This is a genomic window from Desulfobacula sp., from assembly GCF_030145145.1.
GTDB lineage: Bacteria > Desulfobacterota > Desulfobacteria > Desulfobacterales > Desulfobacteraceae > Desulfobacula.
The window spans coordinates 23,995-50,221 of the sequence record NZ_JAQYWD010000014.1 but is presented as its reverse complement, the minus strand read 5'-3'; the positions used below and the strand labels follow the sequence as shown (position 1 = coordinate 50,221).

Below are 26,227 nucleotides of genomic sequence, written 5' to 3'. Positions count from 1 at the left end.
TTGACAAAAACAAGCGCATCTTTTATATATTTTTTTACAAAGGGGCTTTTTTTAGAAAATAATGCTCCCCTCTATTATCCTTAAAAACGTTAAAACAGGCTTTTCGGATCTGCTGTCCATTTTCTGGTTATCGTTTTTTTAAAGTGGAAGTTGTTGAATACCATGTATGGAAATAAACCGGCAAAATCAACCAGCATCCTTATTCTGGGGTTGGGAGGGGTAGGGTATTACCTGGCCAAGCGCCTTGTTCACGAAGGCTATGCCATCACCGTCATTGAGCAGGATGCCGCATTGCTTCGCCACGCCGACGGGAATATAGATGCCCGCTTGATCCAGGGCAATGCCATGAGCCTCGAATGCTGGCGGGAAGCCGGTGCCGGAAACATGGATTATCTCATTTCAGTGACCAACAATGATGCCGTGAATATGATGAGTTGCCTGATTGGCGATCGCTTTGGCATTCCTCGGAAAATCGCCCGGGTGCGCTTCACCGAGTTCGGGAGAGAAGATTCCATCCTGAATGCCAGGGACCTTAAAATTGACCTGATTATCCATCCGGAAGAGCTGGCAGCACAGGAAATTTTCAGACTGATTAAACTCCGGGCCGGAAACGATATCATTGAGGTCGCCAGGGGTCAAATACTGGCCATGGCCACCCGGATTCCCGATGAATCCCCCCTGGCCCACAGAAAGCTCAAGGATATTTCCCAGGCGTACAATGAATTCCCCTTCCGAATCGTTGCCATTGCCCGGGGGATCACCACGCTGATCCCAAACGGAGAGGATGAACTGTTGCCCCAGGATCAAGCCTTTTTTATGGCGGATAACGAGAACCTCACCCAATTGATGACGCTGACAGGGGTTGAACGGCAAAAACACCACCGGGTCATGATTATCGGAGGAGGACTCGTGGGATGCCGTCTGGCGGAGCTATTAGACAAAACCGTCAAAGTCAAACTCATCGAAAAAGATGAAACCGTGGCTCAAGAACTCTCTTTTGCATTGAAAAACACAGAAATCTTACACGGTGATGGATCGGATTCAGATGTGCTGGTTTCAGCCGGCCTTTTGGAAATGGATACATTTATCACCGCCACGGGTGAAAACGAAACCAATATCATGAGCTGCGTAATGGCCAAACACCTGATGACCTCGCATCGTAACCTGAAACACAACAAGCAGGCAAAATGTATTGCACTGGTTAACAAAGAAGATTATGTGGTGTTGGCAGCCACAATGGGATCCGATCTGGCGTTGAACAAAAAAATCCTGGCCGGTAACAAGATTCTAAAATTCATTCGCCGGGGAGAGCTGCTTTCGGTGGCACATCTGCATGGTTTTGATGCCGAAATGGTGGAAATCGTTGCCGCCCCTAATTCCCCCATTACCCGCAAGCCCCTTTTCAAACTGAATCCGTATTACAATGGGAAAATAATGATCGGGAGCATCCATAGAGACGGGATATGGCAGGTTGCCGTGGGAGACACCCACATTCAAGGCAATGAGCGGGCCATCGTCGTGTGTATGTCCCAGCACTTGAAAGATGTTCAAAAATTATTCCTGGCCTGAAACCATTTATTGGTGCCAGAAAGACGGATAAAAGATGACCAGGGCCGAAAACATTTCCAGCCTGCCGACCAGCATATTCCAGGATAAAAACCATTTGCCCGCATCCGAAATAAAGGCATAGTTTTCTGTTGGGCCCACCCCGCCAAATCCCGGGCCGATGTTCATCAGTGTTGCGATCACCGAACTCATGGCAGTCGTATAATCCATTTGATCCACCAGGGTCATGAAACACCCCCCGGCCAGCACCAGAAAAATATTGACAATAAAATAACAAATCGCCAGATGAATAATTTGAACGTCCACTGGACGCTGATTCAAACGGACCGATACCACTGCCATGGGTTGTAAAAAGATGCGCTTGATGGCCAGAACCCCGAATTTCCATATCAGGATATAATGAACAATTTTAATGCCACTGGTGGTCGAGCCTGCGCAGGCACCGATAAAGCACACCATATAGAGGAACATCTGTGCTGCCTGGGGCCATTGCTCATAATCTGCTGTTGTGAACCCGGTGGTTGTCAAAATAGAGGTGACCTGGAAAGTGGCATACCGGATCGAATTCATGAGATCATAGGTGTTTTCCTTCCACAGTATCCACGAGACCATTCCGCAGAAAAAAAGCATAGCGCCCACATACCATCGAAGTTCGGTATTGATTTTTATGACATGCCAGTTTCCCTGGGCCATGTGGTAAAAGAGCATAAACGTCATGCCACCCAGGAACATAAAAACAATGATCACCCAGTCAAAGTAGGCATTATTATAGTGCCCGATGCTCTCATTCCACGGAGAGTAGCCCGAAGTTGACACTGTTCCGAACGAATGACACAAGGCATCGAAAATAGACATGCCACCCAGACACAGCATCATGGTCTCCGCCAGATTCAGCCCGACATAAATTCCCCAGAGCCAGACCATTGTATCCCGGTTGCGGGGAATAAATTTTTCCCGGGTAATGACCTGACCAGGACTTGACTCGGCCCGGAATATCCGCACCCCCCCCATGCCATGGGGCAAAAATATAATGGTCAACGTTAAAAACCCCATCCCCCCGAGCAAATGGGTCTGGCTGCGCCAGAACAATAATCCGTGGGGAACCACTTCAATATCCGTCAGTATGGTTGCACCGGTTGTGGTATAGCCGGACATCATCTCGAAAAAAGCGTCAGTAAAAGAGGGAATCGTTCCATGGATCATGAAAGGCAGACCGGAAACGGCTGAAATCAGGACCCATCCAAAAAAAGCAATAAAAAAGCCGTCCTTTATGTTCAACTCCCGATACCGTCGGAAGAACCACCACAAGGGGTACCCCAGACCCATGGTGATGATCCCGGTAATGGCAATGGCAGGCAGGTCATCTTCTCTATAATAAAGTGAGCAGATCAATGGAAATACCATGGAGCCACCAGTAACGATCAATAATTTTCCCAGGACATTTGCGATAGTGGTGTAATTCATAGGTACCCAAATAATTGAACTTAGCGCGCTATCGCGCAAGCATTTAGCCATTAGCTGTTCGCTAAAAACCTAAAAGCCAACGGCTAAATGCAAATTCCTATAATATCAAATTAAACACGGCCTGACCCCCAAAGCTTCATTACCCTATACCCACCTGGGAATCGAATCAACCCAATTCATACCCCGCATTTAAAATTCTTTGATATAACCGCCTGATCATTTCGGGTTTCCCTACGTCTGGCAGCCTCAAACGATTGACACCCATTCCCTGATTTAGTAAGTTGTGACCAAATTTTTCTAATTGTAACAGGAGATCGTTTTTGAAAATCATTATTGTGGGTGCAGGAGAAGTCGGGTACAATATTGCCAGCCGACTCGCTTCTGAAAACAAACGGGTCGTGGTCATTGACAAAGACCCGTTTGCTATTCGTCGTCTTTCTGAAAACCTTGATATCCAGGCAATTACCGCATCCGGAAGTTCTCCAAAGGTTCTCATTGATGCCGGCATCAATGAGACGGATATCCTCCTGGCCGTTACCGACAGTGATGAAACAAATCTTGTTGCCTGCATGGTAACGAACCTGATATCCCCCACCACCAAAAAACTGGCCCGGATCAGAAATGCTGACTTTGATCCCTATCATGACCGTTTCAAAAATGAGCCCCCATATATTGATACGGTGATCAATCCTGAGATCGAGGTCGTTGATACCATCCGGAAACTGATGGATGTGCCGGGGGCCGTTGATGTGGGTGATTTTATTGATGGTCAGGTAAAATATATTGGCATCCAGCTTGAAAAGCATTCTCCCCTTGTGGGAATGCAGCTGGTTAATTTTCCAGACAAATTCGGTGAAGACCGGCCATTGATTGCCGCCATCATCAGAAACAATACCGTTATTGTCCCCATCGGCAGCAATAAAATGAAGGCCGGAGATCTGATCTATTTTGTCTGTGAAACCACGAAGCTTGAAAAATCACTCAAAATTTTTGGAAAAAAAAAGCAACCCATTCAAAGCGCCTTGATTATCGGTGGTGGACGAATCGGTGAACGGCTGGCCAAGATACTTGAAGCCGATAATATTAAAACAAAAATCATTGAATCCGACATTGACCGGTGTCATTATCTGTCAGAACAAATGGGCAAAACCGTTATTCTGCATGGCGACGGATCTGACCAGCGAGTCTTTCTTGAAGAAAACGCCGGTCAGAGCGATGTCATCGTTTCGGTTACCGATGATGATGAAACCAATATCCTTGTTTCCCTGCTGGCAAAAAATTTAGGTGTTCACAATACCATCACCAGAATCGGAAAATTAAGTTATTTACCCCTGCTGACCACCATTGGTATTGAAAAAGTGGTCAGCCCCAGGTTGTCAGCCGTCAGCTCTATCCTGCAATATGTCAGAAAAGGAAAGGTCCTGTCTGATATTTCCATTTTTGGGGAACGGGGGGAGTTTATTGAGGCCATTGCCCTTGAAACCTCCGGCATTACGAACAAACCATTAAAAAAAATCTCTTTCCCCAAAGGATCTATACTGGTCTGCATCATCCGGGACGGAAACATCATGATCCCGTCGGGCGAGAGTGTTGTCAAACCCGGCGACCGGATCATCCTGTTTGCGGTCAAACAATCCGTAAAAAAACTTGAAAAACTGTTGACCGTTAAACTGGATTTTTTCTAATGCGCTGGCCGTTTATCGCCCATATTATCGGTATCCTTCTGGTATTTCTGGGTCTTTCCATGATGGCGCCCTTACTGGTGAGTTTGTATTATCATGACCTGGCCCGGGACAGTTTTATTCGCACCATCGGCATTACCCTGGTGGCAGGTATTCTCCTGATCTTTCTGTCGAAAGGCCATGGCAGAGACGATTATATCAATCAAAAAGAAGGGATGGCAACTGTTGCACTGGCCTGGGCAGCCATCAGTTTTTTCGGTGCCCTGCCCTTTTATCTTTGCCCGGAATTTACAACTTTTACCGATGCCTTTTTTGAGTCTGTTTCCGGATTTACCACAACCGGATCATCCGTGATGACCCATATTGAAGGGGCAAGCAAAAGCCTTCTTTTCTGGCGGAGTTTGATTCAATGGCTGGGCGGCATGGGAATTATCGTTTTGTCCCTGGCCATACTACCATTTTTAGGCGTCGGCGGCATTCAGTTGTACAAGGCTGAGGTACCAAGCCCGGTGCCCGACAAACTGACACCTCGACTGAGTGATTCAGCTAAAATTCTATGGATGGTGTATGCGGGTATTACAGTGATTGAAATTATCTTTTTGCTCGGTGGCGGCATGACATTGTTCGAGGCGTCCTGTCACGCATTGACCACCCTGCCCACCGGTGGATTTTCAATAAAGAATGCCTCCATTGCCCATTATGACAGTGCTTTTTTTGATTATGTCATTGTCGTCTTCATGGTGTTGGCCGGCATCAATTTTTCCCTTCATTACCAGATGCTCCGGGGCAAACCCCTGGTCTTCTGGGAAGACACGGAATGCAGGGTCTTTCTTGGCCTCACCCTGGGGGTGACCCTCTTAATTACCTGGGATATCCAGGGATCTGTATACCCTTCCTTTAAAGAGGCCTTCCGGTTTGCCAGCTTTCAGGTCACCTCCATTATCACCACCACGGGATTTGCAACGGCTGATTATGAACACTTTCCGGGGATGAGTCAGGTGCTTTTGTTTATCTGCATGTTCGTGGGTGCATCTGCCGGATCAACCGGTGGTGGAATGAAATGTGCCCGGATAATTGTCTGTTTTAAATATTGTTACAGGGAATTATTTAAAATCATCCATCGAAGAAGCATCAGCCATGTAAAAGTCAATAATACGGTTATCCCGGATGAAGTGCTTCGAACCATCATGGGATTTTTAGCCCTCTATATCGGGCTCTTTATTCTGTCCAGCATTCTGCTTGCCTGCATGGGCGTTGACATGATGACGGCTTTTGGTGCGGTTGCCGCCTGCATTGGAAATATTGGACCTGGATTTGGAACCGTGGGTCCCACTGAAAATTTTGCCCATCTGCCCATGATGGGCAAATGGCTGCTGGCCTGGTGCATGCTGTTGGGCAGACTGGAAATATATACGGTCATTATTTTATTTGTTCCGGAATTCTGGAAAACATAAAATGATTGGCCGCGCTATTTTGTTTGAAGTTTTTTGATATCCGGATGGTTTACCAGAGATTGTAAAAACTGACGGGTATGCCGTTCCATCCTGAATTTAAACAGCTTCACCATTTTCAGCATTAAAATGTGTCCGATTTTGAAATCCTCTACAAACAATTGATGCATTTTTTTAGCTGAAACAATGATAATTGAGCTGGGTTCAGCACACATGGCATCAAACGAACTGGATGACTCCTCCATTAAAGCGGCCACCCCGAATATTCTTCCCGCAAATACCTCATCCAGGATCACAGACTCCCCGGCAGCTGTTGTGATGCTTAACCGGACTTTGCCGGAAACCACCATATATAAAGACTTCAGTTTCTGATTTTTTTCAAACAGAACCGTTCGTTCATCAAATGTTTCAAGATTTGCGATTGAACCTAATTTTTCAAGTATCGGGTCAGGCAAATCGTTGAGAAGAAATATTTTTTTCAGCGTGTCTTTATCAACCATTATTAGGGATCCCAGTTAAAAGTATGGCAAATGTATCCAATTAATCAATAGAAGATGATTTCAACATCACAGACATCTTCTCTTTGTATTCTCGATTCTTATCAAGGGTCTTCAGGATCATCTGAGCCCGTATATCCATGTAGCGTTTATACTGCTTTGAAACATCCAGCATCATGTAATAGGCCAGTTCATGATTTTCCTCAAACAATTGAATCATTCGCTGGCTGGAAAGGGTAATCACCTCACAGGGTTCCTGACAAATGGCCGTATAAAAGGATTTTGATCCTTCAAGGATGGAAGATATACCAAAGCAAGACCCGGACTGTACATAATCGATAATCACATCAATCTCAGGTGTCAATTCTTTTATGACAGCCACCTGCCCCATGATCAACATATAAAACGTATCCAGTCGTTCATTGATGGTCGCCAACTGGGTATCGGTCCCGAAAATTTTCAACTGCGACTCCCGGGCTATAATCTCAAGCAAATGAACCGGAACATTCTTGAACAGGCTAATCCGCTTTAAATCTTCTATTTTTACCATGTTTAAGCCTCGTGTGCTAAGTTAATACATACATCAGAAGAACAAAGGTGATGGTCACGGCAGCGCCAATACCAATGGGTAAGGTCCCTTGAAAAATATCATCATAAAGTCTGGCTTTTTTAAGTTCAAGGCGTTTCCCCCGGTAACCCAGAACCAGCCAGACATTCACCGATACGAACAGGGCAAGGTTTGCAGCCATGGTTTTAAAAAAACTAACAATCCCTTTGATAATCCTCATCAGGATACGTTCCGACACACGGTTCAATGCATTCAACCCCCTGTCGGCAATTTTGTATGCAAATCGTCCAAACTTCCGATAGGTCCAGTCTGCATCAAGATTTCTGCTTCTGACTTCCGGAACATAATAGCCGGATAAAATCAGAAGTGTGAATGCCAGGGCCCCGAACATGAGCAGCTGCAGCTGGCCGATTACATGGGCGCCGGTATAGGGTTCATAATGAACCGGAAATGGCAGCAGGTTGTACAGCGGTTGATAGAAGACACCCAAGCCCACACAAAGCGCCGCTGCAATCCCCATGGCCAGCAGCATGTTCAGGGGTGGCTCTTTGGCGCGGATACCCGAGTCATGACCAAAAAAGGTAAAAAACGGAACCTTAATGCCGGCATGATCCACCACACCGGTTGAGGCAAACTGCAATACCAGCCAGATTAAAAAGATTTGTTCATGACCGGAGGCACTAATGATCATGGATTTGGAAACAAATCCGGAGAATAAGGGAAATGCGGAGATGCTCGCTGCCCCCACCATGCAAAACAGACAGGTCAACGGCATGGTCTTGTAGAGCCCACCAATTTCCGTACACTTTATTTTCCCGGTCATTTGAAGGACAGAGCCGGCTGCCATAAAAAGGAGCGCCTTATAAATAATATGGCAGAAGGCATGGGCAACCGCTCCGTTCAATGCAAGTTCAGTTCCAATGCCGATCCCCACCAGCATAAATCCGACCTGGTTCATCAGGCTATAGGACAATACCCTTCGAATATCATTTTCAAGGACTGCATAAAATATGGGCAGCGACACCATCAATGCGCCGATAACCAATAAAATATCCGCCCCGGGAAAGGTCCGGATCAACAGATAAACTGCTGATTTGGTGGTAAATGCGCTTAAAAAAACCGTACTGGTCGGTGTTCCCATGGGGTATGCATCCGGCAGCCATGCATGGAGTGGGATGGCTGCGGCATTCAGGGCAATACCAATAAAAATCAGGTAGGATTCAACGCCTGTCAGCCCGATATAATCAAAGGCAATGGTCCCGGTTTTCTGAATGTAGAGGACAATCCCGGCCAACAAAAAAAGCCCGCCAATGAGATGAACCAGGATATATCGAAACCCTGCTTCCCGTGATGCCCGGGTCCTGGATGCAATGATCAGGAACGTGGAAGCAACCGCCATGATTTCCCAGAACAGATACAGGGACAAAAAATCACCTGCCAGGACAACGCCCAGGGTTGATCCGACATAGACAAGTCCTGACACATGCTGAAGATTGTCCTTAACATGCAGGGCAAATAAAACACCCAGGAAGGCCATAATGGTAAACACATAGGCAAAAACAAGGGACAGTTTGTCCACCCGCCCCATGATCAACTCATAGCCCCAGAATTCAACAATCCAGGCATTTCCCATGGGTAGGTTCAACAATGTGATAAATACCACGACCGGTATTGCCAGCATGTAAACGGCTTTCGCCTTACCCCGGATAAAGGGGATCAGAACAGCGCCTAATATGAATACGAGTGCAGGGGGGGGCATGTTAATGATCATAATAATCCTCTTTGCGCATGATGATTTTTCTTAAAACCTTGGCAGCAAATATCAAAAGGACATAAGAAATGAATCCGTAAACCGCATAAAACCCGTAAAAATGTTCCACTGAAAAATAACCGTGCATCTCCACAAAGCTTTCAGCGATCAAGAGCATTACCAGGGCCACAAAAAATCCCATGCGAAGCCGCTTAACATTTTTAGGATTATCAAAAATGGTTAATTCTTTTTTCATTTATTTTCCTTCATTCCATAAATTTTCATATCATCTTAAAAAAGTCTGCGTTCAGTGTGCCACATGGGAAAAAATATAAATAAAATAAATCACGGCCGCACAGATGATGATGTGAAATGCTCGTCTGAATCCGGGCTTCTCAGCATGGTCCAGGATTTCAAATTCTTCGCCATTAAATTTTTTCTTTTGTATTCCCATTTAAAGGATTCCTTTACTTTTGTTCCTTGATTTTATTTTATGGCCAGACCGACTTTTATCAGGTTGACAAAAATGGTTGGGTAAAAGAATAGACCAATTGAAATAACAGCCGTAATCATCAACGGGATAACGCAACACAGATTTGCCTCCTTGATTTTAACCGGTGTCGTGTCATCCTCGTCCGGGCTTTTCCCGAAGAACCCTTTATACACAATGGGTAGAAAATAGAATGCGTTCAGGAATGATGACACCAGCAGGACCAGCATGAAGAGGGTCTGCTGGGCTTCAAGGGTTCCTAAAATAAGGTTCCATTTGCTGTAGAACCCGCCGGTGGGCGGAAGCCCGATAACCCCTAATGCACCGATAAAAAAGGCAGCAAAGGTGAAGGGCATTCGCCTGCCAAGGCCGCTCATCTGGCTGATGTATTTCTTTCCCGTGGCCACAAATATGGCACCGGCACAGAAAAACAGGGTGATCTTGCCAAAGGCATGCATGGCAATGTGGATCACCCCGCCCAGGAGACCCTGGGGAGAAAGGAGTGCCACACCAAAGATAATATAGGACAACTGGCTGATGGTGGAATACGCCAGCCTGCGTTTTAATTCATCCTGGGAAAGGGCAATACACGAGGCCAGAAGAATGGTGACGGATGCAATGGTCATGACCACGACTCCCAGGTTAAAGTCCCCCAAAAGCTGGACTCCAAAAATACCGGTGAGCACCCGCACTATGGAAAAGACGCCTACTTTTACAACGGCCACAGCATGTAAAAGCGCGCTGACAGGGGTCGGCGCCACCATGGCTGCCGGAAGCCAGGTGTGAAACGGCATGATCCCTGCCTTGGCAAACCCGAATACAAACATCAAGAGAAGAACGGTTGCTCCAGGCTTGGACAATTGATCGGCAAAAATACCGGCAGTGGTAAATTCAAGGGTTCCGGTAACATGATAGCAATAGATCATGGCCGGTAGAACAAGCCCGATGGACGTTCCCAGAATAAAAATTAAATACCGTCGGCCGGAAATTTTAGAGGTGGCATCCTGATGATGGGTAACAAGGGGATATGTGGCCAACGATAAAATTTCATAAAAAAGATATAACGTTAATAAATTAGCGGAAAATGCCGCACCTATGGTGGCGGAAATAGCCAGGGCAAAAAAAGAAACAAACCGGGTCTGACCGTGTTCGTTAAGCCCTCTCATATAGCCGATGGAATAAATGGATGTCACGATATAAAGGCTTGCCGCCACAATGGCAAACAGCATCCCAAGTCCGTCCACCCGAAAGGCAATGGAAGCCCCGGGGGCGATTTCAAATAAGGTTAAAACAATTTGTTTTCCCTCAAGGATGACGGGAAGCATGGAAAGGATAAGAACAAGCTTTATGGTTCCTGCAATAAAAATCCATGATTCCCTTGCATTGGGTTTGCCGGAAGAAGAAACCAGCACCGGAATGACAAAGAGCGTGACTAAAACGGCCAAAAGAGGTTTAACTGAGACAATGGTTTCCATTTAGAGCTTACCTTTTCATTATAATCTTAGGTCATTCTCACTTTAAAAAAGGAAGAATGATCGAATTCACAATAGTTCCCGAGTACAGACCCACAACAATTATGGAAAGGCTGACCAGCCCGGAGACAATCAACATTGATACCGGTGCTTCTTCAATTTCCACCACTCCATGGGCAGTTTCATGCCCTCCGGCCAGGGATTCGAAAAAACAGATTTCAAAAACCTTAAAAAACAAAATAGCACAAATCAGGCTGGAAATGATCAAGGCTGCGGCAAAATGATACGCCCCCGCCTCCAGTGCGCCCAGAAGCAAATACCATTTGCTGAAAAATCCACAGGTTGGCGGCACCCCGATAATGCTCAATGCTGCCAGCACAAACCCTGCCATGGTCCAGGGCATTTTACCGAACAACCCTTTAAGATCCGGCAAATCAATAGTTTTAAGTTTATAAACCATATTCCCAACAGCCAGAAAAAGGGCAAAGGTCATCAGGGCATCATTGACAATATGTAAAATAGCGCCGGTCATCCCCAGCTGGTTACCCATCCAGGCGCCCCCCACCATATAACCGATCTCACAGACAATAATATAGGTGAGCATTTTTTTTAAGTTTTTCTGGGCCAGCGCCATCACACCGCCTGCCAGTATGGCAATGGTTGCCAGCCAGACAGCCGCATCCGCAAGGTGAAGGGTGTTAAAAATATAGTCCAGCCCAAATACCGTTACCATCAATCGGATCATCACATAGACCATGACCTTGGTCATTAAGGGCGCTACCACCCTTGAAAATGCCACGGGTGAATATGTGTAGGCATTGGGCAGCCAGACATGCATGGGAAACAGTGCCATTTTAATCCAGATACCGAGCATGCATAAAATAAATCCCACCAATACGGTGGATGAGCCTTGGATACCCGACAAAATATGGGCCACATCTGCCATATTAAGTGACCCGGTTTTAAGATACAGATACCCCACACCCAGAAGATAGAAACTGGCACCAATCACCCCGATGAACACATAGTTCAAACTGGCTATGGGCCCACGGTCCCTGTCGCCTAAAGCGACCATGGCATAGCTGGTTAAAGAGGTAATTTCAATGAGGACATAGAGGTTAAACAGATCACCTGTGGCAGTAACGCCCAGGAGCCCTGTCACAAACAAAAGATAAATGGTGTAAAATGATGCGGCCCTGTCATTTGTCTCCTGGTTCACACTCGGATAACTGGCGATCAGGTTCAAAAAGGCAATACCGGATACCAGCAGCAGTACCAGGGCATTTAACAGGTCAATGGTGTATTCAATACCCATGGGGGGGGCCCAGCCGGCCATTCGGTAATGGATGGTCCCGGAACCGATGACCTGCATCAATACCTTAAATGCAAAAAACGTTGAAAGGGCAAGGCCCATCAGGGCAATGGGATATGATAATCGGTCTTCGATCCATGCGGCAAGTCCGGCTAAAAGGGCAGCTAAAAGTGGTGTAACAACAATGAGTGCAGGGTAATTATCCATAATTTATTCTTCCGATATACGCATCCTGAGTTCATCTTCTTCCAGGGTCTGGTACCGCTGGTATATTCTGACAGCCAGGGCCATGGCAACGCCAAAGGTTGCAACAGACACAACAATAGCCGTCAGCATGAGGACATGGGGCAACGGGTTAATATAATCAGCAGCATGGATAACAGCTGCATGGGCATCATGTCCGCCATGGGCATTTTGAATAATCGGTATGGTGGCATCTGTCTTGTATCCAATGGAAACATAAAACAGGATAATGGCGGTTTGGAAGATATTCATCCCCACCAGTTTTTTGATCAAATTGTTTTTTGCAATCATGGCATAAAGGCCGATCATCATTAAGATCACATACAGCCAATAGTTGTATTTTGCCACGATATAGGGTAACGAATCCGTCATAGAGTTACCTATAGTCCTTCCTCAAGTCTGCCTTCAGAAACAATATTAATATAAATGATGACCATTACAGCCGTAACCGCGATACCCACACCGATTTCAACTCCCAACATGCCCAGGGCCCTTACATGATGGGGATCCCCCGGTAGTAAAGGTGCCAGTTTTGAATAGTCCAGAAAATTTCCCCCCATGGGCATGCAGAGGGCGGCAATTCCAACATAAATCAGCACCCCCACGGCCGCAAAAATCCCGAAAACTTTTTCTTTAATTCGCCGCACAAGGATTTTAAGATCATAAGAAATGGCGATAAGAATAAGGCTGGAACCAAAAATAACGCCGCCCTGGAATCCACCACCAGGAGAAAAGTCACCATGGGCGACAACATACATGGCATAAATCTGGATAAAGGGCACTAAAATCCGGCAGACTGTTTTAATAATCAGATCCGATGGTACCCAGTCTTTGTCAATGTGCTCAAATTCCCGTCCCACCGGCAGCACTTTTTTACTGTTTTTCACATGGAGAATAACCCCGGTGGGGATGTGGCGATAAAACCGTTGTTTTTTCTCTCTAAAATCTCGTAGTAAAAGAAAACAGGCGAGTCCGGCGCAAAAAATAACGGCCGTTTCAAACATGGTGTCAAATCCACGATAGTCTGCCAGTACGGCTGTTACCAGGTTGGGAACCTGTGTTTCCTCAAGTGCCCGTTCAATATATTCATTGGAAAGGTGAAGGGATGCCGGGGAATTGGGGTCCCCCCAATTGGAAAAATCTCCTGTCCCATACAGCAACAAAGCCCCGGTCAGACAGACAACAATAAATCCTAAAAATTTCAATCTTTTGTCCTCCTGCTAGTCCTGAAAACAGCTGCAACAAAGAAAACCGTACTGACGCCGGCACCAACGGATGCTTCGGTGAACGCGACGTCAACTGCCCCCATAACCGCCCAGAGCAAACACATCATAAACGAATAAGCGCCAAATAAAATGGCTGTTGCGAGCAGATCTTTGACAGAGATGGCAGCAATTGCGCAGAAAATGATAAAGGTTAATACAATCATATCAATGGGCCAGTGCATGATTAACCCCTTCGTTTTTTATTGGTCCAGTGTCTTAACCCGGCGCGCATACCGGCATCCACAATGGAATGGGTGGCAGTGGGGCTGGAAAGAAACACAAAAAATACAATCAGAAAAATTTTGATGGAAAGCAGGAGGGAGTCAAAGGAAAAAGGGATCAGGTTATACAGGGCGATCCCCGTCACCATTAACAAAATTCCCATGGTATCCAGTATTCCGGCCGGATGAAGCCGGGTGTAAAACCCGGGCATCCGGATAATACCAATGGCGCCACCCAGAAAAAAGAACACACCGACAAGCAAAAACAGCACAACAAGTAAGTTCATGATCACTCCAAATGTAAGAATTATTCCAGGAAGGATTCTTCGTACAGTCCTTTTCGTTTATGGAAATAGCGTGATGCTGCCAGCACCGCCACAAAATTTAGAAACGCATAGGCCAGCGCGATATCCACAAACATGTCAATGCGCTCATAGAGAAAACCGATGAGCAATAACAGCACAACCGTTTTACTGCCGATGGCATTCACGCCAACGAGCCGATCCAGAACAGTGGGTCCGAACAAGACCCGGTACAAAGAAAACAGCATCAGAAAACACAGCCCCAATGCAACGCTCAGAAAGAAAGTGGTCATATGGTTTCTCCAAATATCTGTGCAACCTTTGTTAACATGATACCAGGTAAGGCGTCAGCCGATTGACTATCAATGGCATGAACCTTGAATACACCGTCACTGTTTGCAGATACAGTGATGGTACCGGGGGTCAGTGTAATGGAATTCGCCAGAGTGGCGATGGCAATATCAGATTTTAAATGGGTTTCAAACGTGATAATCTGGGGATCTATCATCTCTTTGAGCCGCGGGTGAAAGGCCAGATACAGCAGATGAAAATTGGCTTTAATGATTTCCCAGATCACCCAGGGAACATATGCTGAGAACTTTAAAAAAATAATAAAATAACGCCGTCCCAATGCCGGAAACAGCAAATCATAAAAATTGTATGCCACAAAAAAACTGGAAATCCCCCCCAGCCATAGCAGCAGAGGGTCAAACTTTCCAGAGAGCACAATCCAGCATAAAAACATAAAAACAAAGGTCAGCAGAAAAGAAAAAAAAGCCTTAAACCAGGTGCGGGGGGGGGTGCTGCCTTTTTTGACACCACCGTTACTGGAAACAGTCAAAGAATGAACCTCCTTCCAAAAAAAATTGAAATGAAATGCTTTAAAACACCCTATTTTTCAACGCCATACAACTTGCGGAACTTTCCATACAGTTTACTTAATGCCCCATCCTTCTTTTTTCCTGTCTGGGAGCCATCCGCCCCGGAAGTGAGTCTTTCCTTCTGGACTCTGAAATCATATGCCGCATTTATGGTTTCAATGAGGGTATCCATATCCACGGGCTTTGATAAAAATTTAAATGCATTATATTTACCGCTTTCCAGGGCGTTTTCAACGCTTCCATGCCCGGTCAGAACGATGCAGGGCAAATCCGGCTGTAGATCCTTGAGGTGTTTCTGGACTTCGATCCCATCAATGCCCGGCATCTGCAAATCCACAACAGCCACATCGAAATCCTCCTTTGAAGCCACTTCAACGCCTTCTTCCCCGGAGAAAGTTGTTTTAACGGTGAATCCATCAAGAGCAAGCCGCTTGGCGAGATACTTTAGAAAAGTTTGTTCATCATCTATGAATAGGAGTTTCATAATTTATCCTTAAATAAGTTATGCTTCTAATTCCAAACCAGTTTGTGGAATATCAAAACTATGATTCTGAGTCAATAACTATTCCACATTCAGTGGAATAGTCAGGTCAGGGTTTTATTTAAATTGTACGTGTATTTTTCGAACAGACAATGGTTAAATATTTTTTTCACCAGGAATAAGGAGGCAGGGAAAAATGGATTTATCGGCAATATTTTTTGAAATGGACCCCACCCATCGCTCCAGGACAGCCGCTTTCTCACTGGAACCCAGGATAATCATACTGGCCTGGTATTCTTTGGCCGCTTTTTCAATTTCCCGTTGAGGATCACCGACATATACATGGGCCCTGGCATTGATGCCCGATTCTTCCAGTTCATCACACAGATCATCCAGTTTTTTCCGTTCCGCCTTCCTGACTTTCTGAACTTCGTGGGTATCCCTGCTTTTCAGGGCACTATCCTTTACCACATGCATGATATGGAGTTCACCAATGGCATTTTTCATGCCTTTTATATAGTCAACCGCCTTGGGACAGGTGTCAGACCAATTGGTAGCAAACAACAGCCGATCAAACAATTTTTCAGGCACAATATTATCTTCCATCATGTGTTTGAAGACAAGAATCGGCACTTGGGTCCGCCGGATTAATTCCGTGACATCAGAACCGGCATACAATTGTTCCAGGGGACCTTTGTGGGAATGCCCGATGACAATCAGGTCAGGGGTTTCTATTTCAACCACCCGAAGAATTTCAGGGATAAGGCTGGAAACTTCCATGTACGCACCCACTTCCAGGCCCATTTCAAACAAATTCTCGGCCCAGTCAATAAACCGGATATTGGCTGTTTCCTTTAACTTGACCTCCTCTTCTTTAAGGTATCCGACCCCTCTTTTCATCGCCACTTTGTCTCTTTCAATGACATTTAAAAAAATAACGTGCTCCAGTGCGGCTCTTCTGAGGGCCAATAAAGAATTCAGCGCACTATAACAAAGGTCCTCAAACTTCGTCACAAAAAGTAACTTTTTTATCTCCATACTGTCTCCACTTTCAATGGTTATGTTAATTGATTATCCCAGTTTTTTTTTGATTGCCGCAACCAACTCTTCTGGTTCAACCGGCTTTTCCAGATAGATATCAGGTCTGGGAATCTCGCCGCCATTAAATTCATCCAATGCTTTTTGGGATTTCAGGAACGATCGAAGAGCGATCCCTGTGAACATGATAATGGGAATCTGGTTAAGAGTCTCATCTGTTTTCAGCTTACGATATAATCGAATCCCGCTTCCCCTGGGCATCAGCACATCCAGGATCACCAGGTCCGGCTTTTGTTTTTCGATCATTTCAAAACCTTCTACACCATCTTGAGCGACCAAAGGTATATACTGATTTTCTTCCAGAACTGTGACAACAAATGATCGGACATCCGGATCATCATCCACCACAAGAACCTTTTTACTCATAATGTATCCTCCTTGGTCAATTTATTTCAACCGTGTTTGATCGTTCATAGGGAAGTTTAATCGTAAACGTACTGCCATCTCCCGGACTGGTTTGGGTTTCTATTATGCCTTTGTGCTCTTCTATGAGCTTTCCCGTAACAAGGAGCCCCAGTCCTGTTCCCTTTCCCCCTTTAGAACTGAACATGGGGTTAAACAACTGCCGTTGTGTTTTTTTGTCCATGCCACAGCCATTGTCTTTCACTTCAAAACAAACGTAATCATTTTTATCTTTGTAAGTTTTAATCTTTATTTCATGCTTTTTGGACGTATCTTCATCTTCAAGACACGCATCAATGGCATTCGTTACTAAGTTAAGCAAAGAGCGGTGAATGGTTTGAAAATCCGCTATAATGTCACCAATGTCAGGGTCCAGTTCTTTTGAAACAAGGATGCCCTTTAATCCAGCCATATCTATGACCAGATCAATGACTTCTTCCACAATATCATTGGGTGAACACACTTCAAATTCCGGTTCCCTCTCTTTGGAATACGTTAACAGATCCTGGGTCAGGTCCCCCACTCTCTTGATATTTCTCTTGATGGTTTCCCAACCGGTTTTAAATTTCTCTGTATTATTTTTTTGAATTCCCACATCAACCACATAACTGCCGCCTTTAAGCCCAATGAGAATATTTTTTACATAGTGAGCAAGACCACTTACGGTCTGTCCAACAGCAGCCAGGCGTTCCGACTGTACCAGTTCCTTTTCCAGGCGTTTAATTTCCGTCAAATCCTGGAAAAAAGTAACGGTTCCCATAAATTCACCTTGTTCATGGAGCACATTGCTGGCATACCGAATGGGAATTTGCCGGTCGTCCTTAGTGTGCAGGATATGTTCTTTCCATGGAAATGTACCCCGCTCTATCTCAGTTGTTGCCTGATGTTTAAAAATTTTTACGATTTCAGGCGAATAAAGGTCATCAATGGTCATCTTGTTCCTGACGTCTTTTGCTGTTTCGCCAAACATTCTTGCGGCTGCCGGATTGAAAACAACCACCTTCCAGTCATGGTTAAAGGCAACAATGGCATCGTTGGAGCTTTTAATTAACAGCCGCTGAAAATTTGATTTTCGCCGGATTTCCTCGGTGGCCTCCGCAATTTTAATTTCAAGATTTTCAGTATATTCTTCCAGCTTTTTTCGAATGGCAATCTTTGCTTTTGCCCGTTCAAGGGCAATGGCAAGCGCCTCATCCCGCACCGGTTTATTGATAAAATCGCTGGCCCCCCGCTGAAGTGCCGTGATGGTTGAATCAATATCACCATGCCCGGTTACAATGATCACTTCTTTTTCAGGATCAATTTCCTTAATCTGCTTTAACAACTCAAGCCCATCCATACCCGGCATTTTTATATCCGTGACCACGATATCAGGCGATTCAGATTTAAAAACTGCCAGTCCCTGCTCGCCACTATTGGCTGTAACCGTTTCATACCCATCACTTCGAAGGGACATGGAGAGTAAGCGGACAATGATCTCTTCATCATCAACAATTAATATTTTATTGGCTGTCATAACGGATTCCCTTGTTCAATCGCCGGAAGTTTGACTATAAATGTGGCTCCTTTACCCAATTCGCTCTGTATATCAATGGTTCCATTATAATCTTTTATAATTCCAAAACTGATGCTGGTTCCAAGGCCGGTTCCCTTACCTGTCTCTTTTGTCGTGAAAAAGGGTTCAAATATCTTTCTTTTCACGTCATCGGTCATGCCGATACCGGTATCAGACACCTTGGTGATAACCCAGCTGTCTTCAGCATAGGTTTTGATCTCAAGTATTTTTTCCACTGGGGCACCTGCTTTTTCTGCTTTTTCATCCATGGAATCAATGGCATTGGTCACCAGATTAATAAACACCTGTTCCAGACGATTATGCTCTGCACGAATTTCAGGAATTTCAGGATCCAGTTCAAGCTTGACTTTAATGGAATGAACGGTCAATTGATGTCCCAGTATTTTGAACACATCATTGATGGGATCATTGATGATCATTTTTTTAAGATCCCTTTCAGACTGCCTTGCAAAATCCCTGACATGCTTTATAACTCCGGATGCCCGGGCAACATTATCAATAATATCATTGGCCATCATCACCAGTTCATCCTCAGGTATGGTCAGTCCTTTTTTAATCATTTTCAAGATCAGATCAGAACAAATCTGTATCACATTCAGCGGCTGGTTGATCTCATGGGCCATGCCGGCGGCCATGGTGCCCAGGGTCGCCAGTTTCCCTGCCTGGATCAGCTGGGTTTCTTTTTCAACACTCTCGGTGATATCTGTTGCTGATGCGATTAAAACATCCCGATGACTGTAAGTCGCATTCACAACCTTGACATTCACAAAAAAGGAGGTCTTATTTTTCTTGAAATGCTTTTTTTTGGTAAACAGAATGTATTTTTTTTCAGAAAGTGTCTCAAGACCTTCTTTGATGGTTTCATCGGACCTGTCACCCATGTCCAGAAAAGGGGTCCCTAAAAGTTCTGTTTTCACATACCCATAATCTTCTTCCACACGATGATTCACATCCAGAATCTCAAGTGTCTGGCGGTCGATAATAAAGATGGGGTTTGGGTTGTTGTTAAACAGAGACCGATATTTTTCTTCTGATTTTTTATATTTTTCATAGAGTGTGGAAAGCTCCTGGTCCTGCAGTTCCAGTTCTTCCTGGGCTTTTTTATCTTCGGTAATATCTTTTAAGGTCTCTATGGCCCCAATCACCTTGCCATCCGGTGACTTTATGGGGGCAGCAGTAAAAAAAATCCATTTACCATCTTCCCCGAGATGCGGGAAAAACTCTTCGGCTTCATATGCCTCTTTTATCAATCCCGATTTTCTCCACGCGGAACCATAATATTTTGACACCTCTTGTTCTGACATTCCGCCCACAATCACATCTGCCATGGTCGGTCTCTTGGCAGACCTGAACGGGACCCACTGCCGATCCGTTCCCACCAATTCATAGGCATTGTGTCCGGTCAGTTCTTCACAGGCCCTGTTCCAATGCGTAATAATATGTTCGTTGCTGATGATGAACGTTGGAATCATACTGCCCTGAATGATCTGGGACATCTCTTTTTCCATCTCAAGCAGGTCTTCTCTTTCAAGCTTCAGGTACTGGTTCTCCTCCTCGGCATTCTCTTGAATTTTTGTTGAAAACTGATCAAACAAGTGTGACACTTCCTGTTTATCGATCTCTTCTGACTGAATTCGTCTTTTAATCCTATTTTTTTCTTCTTCTGCCTTTAAAAAATTCAAAAAGACCATGGCGCGATAGGTGCCAAGATCAATAATACTGACGCGCTCTGTATTGACCTTTTCCAGTATACAGCTCAACATTTCATCATTCTTTAATTTTAAAATAACATCAATCCCCTCAAGCTTGCACACTTCACCATAATCCGTGGTGGTCGGGACCCCTAATTTATTGGCATATTTGATCCCTTCGGCCTGGGTCAGGGTATCTGCAACCACCAGGACCTGGGGAGCCAATTCTTTTAAATCCGGCCCCAGTAAAATTTCAAGAATTTCCTTGCACGGGCTGTTTCCTCCGATTATGGCGATCTTTAATCCTTTAAGATTGATGTTCATTGACTGCGTGACTCCTTTTCAAGGGGTTAATTCCTCTGAAACCAGTATATTAAAAGAAAATAAAGGTTACAATAACAAAGGTTGGGATTAAAAAGATTAAAGAATACTTCAGGATATACCCAAAAAAGCTGGGCATTTGAATTCCTGACTCCGCGGCAATGGATCGCACCATAAAATTGGGCGCATTTCCTATATAACTGCAGGCACCAAAAAAGACAGCCCCAGATGAAATTGCCTGGAGATAAACCGCATTTTCAGTCATCAGCAGGGGAACGGCATCACTTTCTGCAAGGCCGGAATAAAAACCGCCCAGGGCTGTGTTGAAAAAGGTCAGATAGGTGGGCGCATTGTCCAGAAAAGCCGATAACATTCCCGTCACCCAAAAATAGTGAACCGGTTCTTTTACTGCGTTGATAAGAAATGCGAATTCACCATCTGGTCCTGCTTTCAACAATAAAAGGCAGGGAATCATGGTAATAAAAATACCGATAAACAGATAGGCAACCTCAATGATGGGAAACCATGAAAATTCGTTTTCCTCTCGAAGAACCGTTGGGGTCGCCCAGAGGGAACAAATCCCAAAAACAATGAGAAGGCCATCCCTCAACCAATCCTGGACCGCCCTGTGAACCCCCAGGGTGGACACTTCTCCCAGGTCCAGGAGACCGCTCATCAAAACAGCTCCCACAACACCGGCAAGGAAAAAGAAGTTGTAGGTGCCCACCAGCCTCAGCGGTTTTTTCTCGCCATCATCCGGAACTGTGGCCCCTTCCTTTTTGTAATGATACAGGTCCATCAAAAAATAAAGGATCAAAAGAATAAGGGTGGCCGTAATCATATGGGGCATAATTTTAAAGGTCCAGAAAAAACTGACCCCGTGAAGAAATCCCAGAAACAACGGCGGATCACCCAGCGGTGTCAGCGCACCACCGATATTTGCCACCAGGAAAATAAAAAATACGACCATAAAGGTTTTATTCTTTCGATAGTCATTGGCCCGCAGAAAGGGCCGGATCATAAGCATGGCAGCCCCTGTCGTGCCCATCCACGAAGCCAGAATCGTACCGATCAGGATAATCCCTGTGTTCACAACGGGTGTCCCCCTCAATGTCCCCTTGAGCAAGATACCGCCGGAAATGGTAAACAAGGCCCATAGCAGGATAATAAAGGGGACATAGTCTGCCAGGATAATGTGAAAAATTTCATAAACGGCAAGGCCTTTATACGCAATGATAAACGGCAGGGCAAGACAGGCGGCCCAGAAGGCAGAAATCTTCCCAAAATGATGGTGCCAGAAAGTACCGGCAATCAACGGTAACAGGGCAATGGACAACAGCATACCGGCAAAGGGAATACAACTGTACAGCGGCAGTTTTTCCCCCAGGTTCACATGAGCGTGACCGGCCTCTTCCTGTGTGCGACTTGAAACATTTTCAGCATGGCCCGCCGCTTCAATGGTGTCATGAGTGGGTCCATCAGAATGGTCTTTTGCAACAGCGGGTGTATAAAAAACGAGAAAAGCCATTAGGAATATTAGCACTGCCAACCTGTCCAATTTCATCGATCCGTTTCCTCCTGCTTATATTGGGTGTAACGCAACCTTTGAATCTTTATTTGGGCAATTGATGTTGATTTACAATTTTACTTGTGCAATGACTTTTACTTTAAAATATCGCAATTTTTTAAAGTAAAACATACCCATTGGACTATTTTATTTGATATCGAAAGTCAAGGCGAAAAAGAGATTTAATGGGCAATGGAAACATTAAAATCACGAAAAAAAAAACCAGTTACCTCATTAGGAGAATGGGCCTTGCCGTATTGACACTTTGGCTGGCTTCTGCCCTTAAATATTCAGGCTGTGATAAAAAATCAAATAAAAAAAGATAGTTATAATCATAATGAGCGTTGCTGAAAACAAAAGGCCCCTTGCATATTTGACAGGGTTCATGCTAAACTTTAAAAAGTTTTTAACTGGCAAATATTTTAACCGGAACATGATGGATTGTTTTGGCGTTACGATAATAAAGGGAAACCTCATGCTAAACCTCATGCTGCCCCTGGAATCTGACATCAAACGGGTTTTAAATCTTGAGATCAAAGAGATCCCCAGCTTCCCCCCAGTGATGGCCAAACTACTGAAAATCTTCAGTGACGCGGATGCCGACATGGAAGACCTTTCCAAACTCGTGGAAACAGATCCGGGAATTTCAACCAGGGTCCTGGGCCTGGCAAACGCTTCATTGTATGGCCTGAACAAAAAAATAACAGCGGTTTCTGAAGCTGCCATCCATCTCGGGTTTGACGAAGTGAAAAAAATCTCCTTAGGGATAACCGTTTTTGAAAAAATGGTTAAATCAAAAAGCCGAACGCCATTTGACAGACGCTTTTTCTGGCGACACTGCCTTTGTGTGGCCACCCTGAGCATGGCCATTGCCGAAGGACTTGGATATCCAAATCCGGGAGAGGCATATACCTGCGGGCTTTTGCATGATTTGGGGAAAATTTTATTTGATCTTCAAGGCCGCGTCAATTATGGTGATTTCATTGCCACGGTAACAAAGCATACAGGTCCGTTGATAACGGAAGAAAGGGAACTCATGGGCATGGGACACGATGACCTGGGGGCCTATTACAGTTCTCTGTGGGACCTGCCTGCCCCCCTTGCCCTGACCATAAGCCACCACCACCGGAGATATGGACACCTGGATCTTTCCCAGAAAGAGGCCCTGCTGATATCCATTGTTTCCCTTGCAAATTTTCTGTCCTGGACCCAGGGCATGGGATCTATTGATATCATCAGGCCACCGATTCTTCAGCCTGAAGTTGAAAAAAATATTGATTTAACCACAATTGATTTCAAAAAAATCATCCACCGGTTGGACAGGGAAATGGAAAACACGTCAAGGTTTTATGGATTTACATTTCCTTCCGCCAGCCAGTTCCGGGAAAACCTGCTCAGGGCAAACCTCCAGTTATGCACCATCAATACGACCTATTATTATCCAGAGACCCGGCAGGCCAAACCCGTTGAGGTATCGAAGATAAAGGAAAGTATCACCTCACCCCATCGCAGTCTTGACCCCAAAGCAATTATCACGGCGACACTGAAGGCCATCTATAAGGATTTCAAGTTCAACCGGCTGTATGTCATGAAGGTAGTAAAGAACCTGAGAAGTCTTAAAGTCATTGAATTTTTTGATGCTTCAGATACTGGAATGGACCTCAAGTCCATTGAAATTTCCATCGATAAAACTGCCGGTGGGTTTGTTGACTGCCTGAGAGACAAAGTCCCTGTGATGATTACCGGCAGAACGTCAGGGGAACAAAAGACCCTGATGGAATTTAATATAAAGGAAATGGTCATCGTACCTTTCTGCAGTCATAACAAGGTCATGGGAATCCTGGGCATGGACAATATTGCTTCAGAAAAAGCAATTCTACCGGATGTGGTCTCCTCCATTGCCATTGTGGCCAATGAACTTGGCATTGCCATGGAAAATGCCATCACCTACAAAGAGGCAAAAGCCATTTCCCTCAAAGACGGTCTCACAGGCCTTTTGAACCGTCTGGCCATTGACGAGCTGCTGGCAAAATCATTCAGAAAAGCTGTGGAAGGAAAGAACAAACTCTGCCTTGTGATGGTTGATGTGGATTATTTTAAAAAATTCAATGATACCTTCGGGCACCAGGCTGGAGACAATATCCTTAAACTGATCGCCACCACCCTGAAAAAGCTGTCCAGGCCCTTTGACCATGTGGGTCGGTATGGCGGCGAAGAATTTATTATCATCCTGAACAATACTAATTTGTCAAATGCCCTGGTCTATGCCGAAAGGATCCGAAGAGAGATAGAGCAGTTGGGCAGACTCCTGGCGAACCGGTTCCCGGGCCTTTCCCTCACCGTGAGCGCTGGTGTCAGTGAATATCAAACGCATATCAAAACACGGGACGATCTTATCAAAACGGCCGATACAGCACTTTACCAGGCAAAAGAAACCGGTAGAAACAAGGTGGCCTCCGGTTAAGCGGGTTAATTGTTTTCCTGAAGTTTAAGGAAAAAGGGGACCACAGCACCGAAAAAAATAAAAATACCGACCACCACAAAACCCATGGAAAAAGATCCTTTTTCCCCCAAAATCCCGATGACACTTGGAACAACGCCCCCGCCCACCAGAAAGGCAAAGGGAATGGTAAAGGAAACGGCAATATTGCGGGTTTCTTTAGACCCGATATGGGACAGGGCGGCAAATGCAGGCGGGAAAAAACAGACCGCAAGCACTGGCTGGCAAAAAATAACAGCCGTCATGGGCCAGCCGGATAACAGGCCGATCAACAGGGTTGAAATACCGGTTAATAAAAGGACGGCTGCCAGCGTCTGTTTCAACCCGAAACGATCTGACAGCCAGCCGACCAATAGTGCAATGGGCAATGTTAAAATCCTGGACAGGGTAATCAGTGTATTGGCCTGGGACTGAAGCATGCCGTGCTCGTTAACAAGATATAAGGGCAGCATGGAATAAATCCCCATGGTTCCGGCTACGCCTAAACTGAACAATGTCATCATCATCCAGAAAGAGGGGGTTTTTACAAGGGGTAAAATGGATTTGAGTCTGGGGGATTCTCCAGGAAAATCCACGACATTGGAAAACTTTAAAAAAGTAATACCGGTCAAAATGGAGGCGCCACCGATCACCATCAAAACACTTCTCCATGAAAGCCACAACAGCAGCCCTTCACTGATGATAGGGGCCAGTAGAAATCCTAAATTTGGGGCCATTTCATGAATACCGATGGCCTTTCCCCAGTTCCGACTGCTGATGGATGCTGTAAGCATGGCAATGCCTGAAGGAATATACAAGGCAGATGTCATCCCGACAACAAACAGCCCTAACCGCATTGTCAACAGGCTCTGGCAGAACCCTGTGGCGATAAATGCAATGCCGGTGGCCATTGCTGAAAAAACAATTGTTCGTTTGTGCTGGAGCCGTGAAGAAACAAATCCTGAACATAATAATGAAATAAAATACCCGGAAGCCGATACCAGAAAAAAAGAACCGGCCTGATCCCGGGTCAGGTGCATATCGGCCAATATGGTTGGCAGCAGGGGTGAAATGATGATCCGGATGATAAAATTCAAGAAAAAAATAGACGTCAAAAAAAACAAAGGCAACAATTGTGCCTGGAGAGAGTCTTTGTCCGGTATATCTGAAATGCCTGAAATGTTATGTTTCATTTTTAACCTGTTTCCATATCCGTATGCCAGGATATCATTCTGCTGAAATCCCCCCACAATGCCCCCAAAAAGGCCTTCCTGAAACCATGAAAGAAGAGTCATACTAAATTCTTGGGACAAAAACAATACCCTTCATGCGCCCGGCAGGTCACGACCGGTAAAGCAGTCACTGGTAACAAACCGATTTATTTCCACACGCTTTTGCAATTAAACAATTGATAACCTTTTTAGCCTTTGATATCATTGCCAGACAGT

The 26,227-nt window shown here is 45.2% G+C and carries 25 protein-coding genes; 4 read left to right on the top strand and 21 right to left on the bottom strand.

The window, feature by feature from the left end; all coding sequences use genetic code 11:
- Window positions 1-162: 162 nt before the first annotated feature.
- Window positions 163-1,569 carry a Trk system potassium transporter TrkA gene (gene trkA / locus Q1Q15_RS09635; protein WP_300458983.1) on the top strand — a complete coding sequence of 469 codons (1,407 nt, stop codon included), beginning with the start codon at window positions 163-165 and terminating at the stop codon, window positions 1,567-1,569.
- A gap of 6 nt (window positions 1,570-1,575) precedes the next feature.
- Here trkA (Q1Q15_RS09635) and Q1Q15_RS09630 read toward each other — a convergent pair whose 3' ends face one another.
- Complete coding sequence (locus Q1Q15_RS09630) at window positions 1,576-3,030, bottom strand: TrkH family potassium uptake protein (RefSeq protein WP_300458981.1); 1,455 nt, start codon at window positions 3,028-3,030, stop codon at window positions 1,576-1,578.
- Window positions 3,031-3,350: 320 nt separating this feature from the next.
- Between Q1Q15_RS09630 and trkA (Q1Q15_RS09625) the strand changes: the two genes are divergently transcribed.
- A complete protein-coding gene (trkA, locus tag Q1Q15_RS09625; protein WP_300458979.1) occupies window positions 3,351-4,715 on the top strand; it encodes a Trk system potassium transporter TrkA in 1,365 nt (454 codons plus the stop codon).
- Window positions 4,715-6,166 (top strand): potassium transporter TrkG, encoded by a 1,452-nt coding sequence (locus tag Q1Q15_RS09620; protein ID WP_300458977.1) that lies wholly within the window; start codon window positions 4,715-4,717, stop codon window positions 6,164-6,166. The genes trkA (Q1Q15_RS09625) and Q1Q15_RS09620 overlap by 1 nt, the downstream gene beginning before the upstream one ends.
- Window positions 6,167-6,180: 14 nt before the next feature.
- Here the strand turns inward: Q1Q15_RS09620 and Q1Q15_RS09615 are convergent, their stop codons facing one another.
- The 19 genes from Q1Q15_RS09615 to Q1Q15_RS09525 form a co-directional block, all read right to left on the bottom strand.
- On the bottom strand, window positions 6,181-6,663 hold the full coding sequence (locus tag Q1Q15_RS09615) for a Crp/Fnr family transcriptional regulator (RefSeq protein WP_300458975.1): 483 nt from the start codon (window positions 6,661-6,663) through the stop codon (window positions 6,181-6,183).
- A 40-nt stretch (window positions 6,664-6,703) separates the two neighbouring features.
- Window positions 6,704-7,210 (bottom strand): cyclic nucleotide-binding domain-containing protein, encoded by a 507-nt coding sequence (locus Q1Q15_RS09610; RefSeq protein ID WP_300458974.1) that lies wholly within the window; start codon window positions 7,208-7,210, stop codon window positions 6,704-6,706.
- Between the two features lie 16 nt (window positions 7,211-7,226).
- The gene (locus Q1Q15_RS09605; protein ID WP_300458972.1) at window positions 7,227-8,999 is read right to left on the bottom strand and encodes a Na(+)/H(+) antiporter subunit D; all 1,773 of its coding nucleotides are present in this window, start codon (window positions 8,997-8,999) and stop codon (window positions 7,227-7,229) included.
- On the bottom strand, window positions 8,989-9,234 hold the full coding sequence (locus tag Q1Q15_RS09600) for a hypothetical protein (RefSeq protein WP_300458964.1): 246 nt from the start codon (window positions 9,232-9,234) through the stop codon (window positions 8,989-8,991). The genes Q1Q15_RS09605 and Q1Q15_RS09600 overlap by 11 nt, the downstream gene beginning before the upstream one ends.
- 51 nt (window positions 9,235-9,285) lie before the next feature.
- Window positions 9,286-9,432: a hypothetical protein gene (locus tag Q1Q15_RS09595; RefSeq protein WP_300458963.1), complete on the bottom strand. Its 147-nt coding sequence runs from the start codon at window positions 9,430-9,432 to the stop codon at window positions 9,286-9,288.
- Window positions 9,433-9,464: 32 nt separating this feature from the next.
- Complete coding sequence (locus tag Q1Q15_RS09590; protein ID WP_300458961.1) at window positions 9,465-10,943, bottom strand: monovalent cation/H+ antiporter subunit D family protein; 1,479 nt, start codon at window positions 10,941-10,943, stop codon at window positions 9,465-9,467.
- Between the two features lie 37 nt (window positions 10,944-10,980).
- On the bottom strand, window positions 10,981-12,459 hold the full coding sequence (locus Q1Q15_RS09585) for a proton-conducting transporter membrane subunit (RefSeq protein ID WP_300458960.1): 1,479 nt from the start codon (window positions 12,457-12,459) through the stop codon (window positions 10,981-10,983).
- Window positions 12,460-12,462: 3 nt separating this feature from the next.
- A complete protein-coding gene (locus Q1Q15_RS09580) occupies window positions 12,463-12,867 on the bottom strand; it encodes a cation:proton antiporter subunit C (protein ID WP_300458958.1) in 405 nt (134 codons plus the stop codon).
- Window positions 12,868-12,875: 8 nt separating this feature from the next.
- Window positions 12,876-13,700, bottom strand: coding sequence for a Na(+)/H(+) antiporter subunit B (locus Q1Q15_RS09575; protein ID WP_300458955.1), 825 nt, complete (start codon window positions 13,698-13,700; stop codon window positions 12,876-12,878).
- Entirely contained in the window at window positions 13,697-13,942 is a 246-nt protein-coding gene (locus Q1Q15_RS09570; RefSeq protein ID WP_300458953.1) for a hydrogenase subunit MbhD domain-containing protein, read from the bottom strand. The genes Q1Q15_RS09575 and Q1Q15_RS09570 overlap by 4 nt, the downstream gene beginning before the upstream one ends.
- A 2-nt stretch (window positions 13,943-13,944) precedes the next feature.
- The gene (gene mnhG / locus Q1Q15_RS09565) at window positions 13,945-14,268 is read right to left on the bottom strand and encodes a monovalent cation/H(+) antiporter subunit G (protein WP_300458951.1); all 324 of its coding nucleotides are present in this window, start codon (window positions 14,266-14,268) and stop codon (window positions 13,945-13,947) included.
- A 20-nt stretch (window positions 14,269-14,288) separates the two neighbouring features.
- Entirely contained in the window at window positions 14,289-14,576 is a 288-nt protein-coding gene (locus tag Q1Q15_RS09560; protein ID WP_300458949.1) for a monovalent cation/H+ antiporter complex subunit F, read from the bottom strand.
- Window positions 14,573-15,124 carry a Na+/H+ antiporter subunit E gene (locus Q1Q15_RS09555; RefSeq protein WP_300458947.1) on the bottom strand — a complete coding sequence of 184 codons (552 nt, stop codon included), beginning with the start codon at window positions 15,122-15,124 and terminating at the stop codon, window positions 14,573-14,575. Before Q1Q15_RS09555 ends, Q1Q15_RS09560 begins: the two co-directional genes overlap by 4 nt.
- Window positions 15,125-15,174: 50 nt before the next feature.
- Window positions 15,175-15,648, bottom strand: a complete 474-nt coding sequence (locus Q1Q15_RS09550) for a response regulator (protein ID WP_300458945.1) — start codon at window positions 15,646-15,648, stop codon at window positions 15,175-15,177.
- A 153-nt stretch (window positions 15,649-15,801) separates the two neighbouring features.
- Window positions 15,802-16,683, bottom strand: coding sequence for a universal stress protein (locus tag Q1Q15_RS09545; RefSeq protein WP_300458943.1), 882 nt, complete (start codon window positions 16,681-16,683; stop codon window positions 15,802-15,804).
- A 33-nt stretch (window positions 16,684-16,716) separates the two neighbouring features.
- Window positions 16,717-17,109, bottom strand: a complete 393-nt coding sequence (locus Q1Q15_RS09540) for a response regulator (protein ID WP_300458940.1) — start codon at window positions 17,107-17,109, stop codon at window positions 16,717-16,719.
- A gap of 16 nt (window positions 17,110-17,125) precedes the next feature.
- Window positions 17,126-18,661, bottom strand: coding sequence for a response regulator (locus tag Q1Q15_RS09535; protein WP_300458937.1), 1,536 nt, complete (start codon window positions 18,659-18,661; stop codon window positions 17,126-17,128).
- Complete coding sequence (locus Q1Q15_RS09530; protein ID WP_300458934.1) at window positions 18,658-20,736, bottom strand: ATP-binding protein; 2,079 nt, start codon at window positions 20,734-20,736, stop codon at window positions 18,658-18,660. The genes Q1Q15_RS09535 and Q1Q15_RS09530 overlap by 4 nt, the downstream gene beginning before the upstream one ends.
- A gap of 49 nt (window positions 20,737-20,785) precedes the next feature.
- Complete coding sequence (locus Q1Q15_RS09525; RefSeq protein ID WP_300458931.1) at window positions 20,786-22,297, bottom strand: sodium:proton antiporter; 1,512 nt, start codon at window positions 22,295-22,297, stop codon at window positions 20,786-20,788.
- 478 nt (window positions 22,298-22,775) lie between these two features.
- Here Q1Q15_RS09525 and Q1Q15_RS09520 point away from each other — a divergent pair, with 478 nt between their 5' ends.
- Window positions 22,776-24,764 carry a GGDEF domain-containing protein gene (locus Q1Q15_RS09520; protein ID WP_300458928.1) on the top strand — a complete coding sequence of 663 codons (1,989 nt, stop codon included), beginning with the start codon at window positions 22,776-22,778 and terminating at the stop codon, window positions 24,762-24,764.
- Between the two features lie 5 nt (window positions 24,765-24,769).
- Here the strand turns inward: Q1Q15_RS09520 and Q1Q15_RS09515 are convergent, their stop codons facing one another.
- Window positions 24,770-26,074, bottom strand: a complete 1,305-nt coding sequence (locus Q1Q15_RS09515; RefSeq protein WP_300458926.1) for an MFS transporter — start codon at window positions 26,072-26,074, stop codon at window positions 24,770-24,772.
- Window positions 26,075-26,227 lie beyond the last annotated feature (153 nt).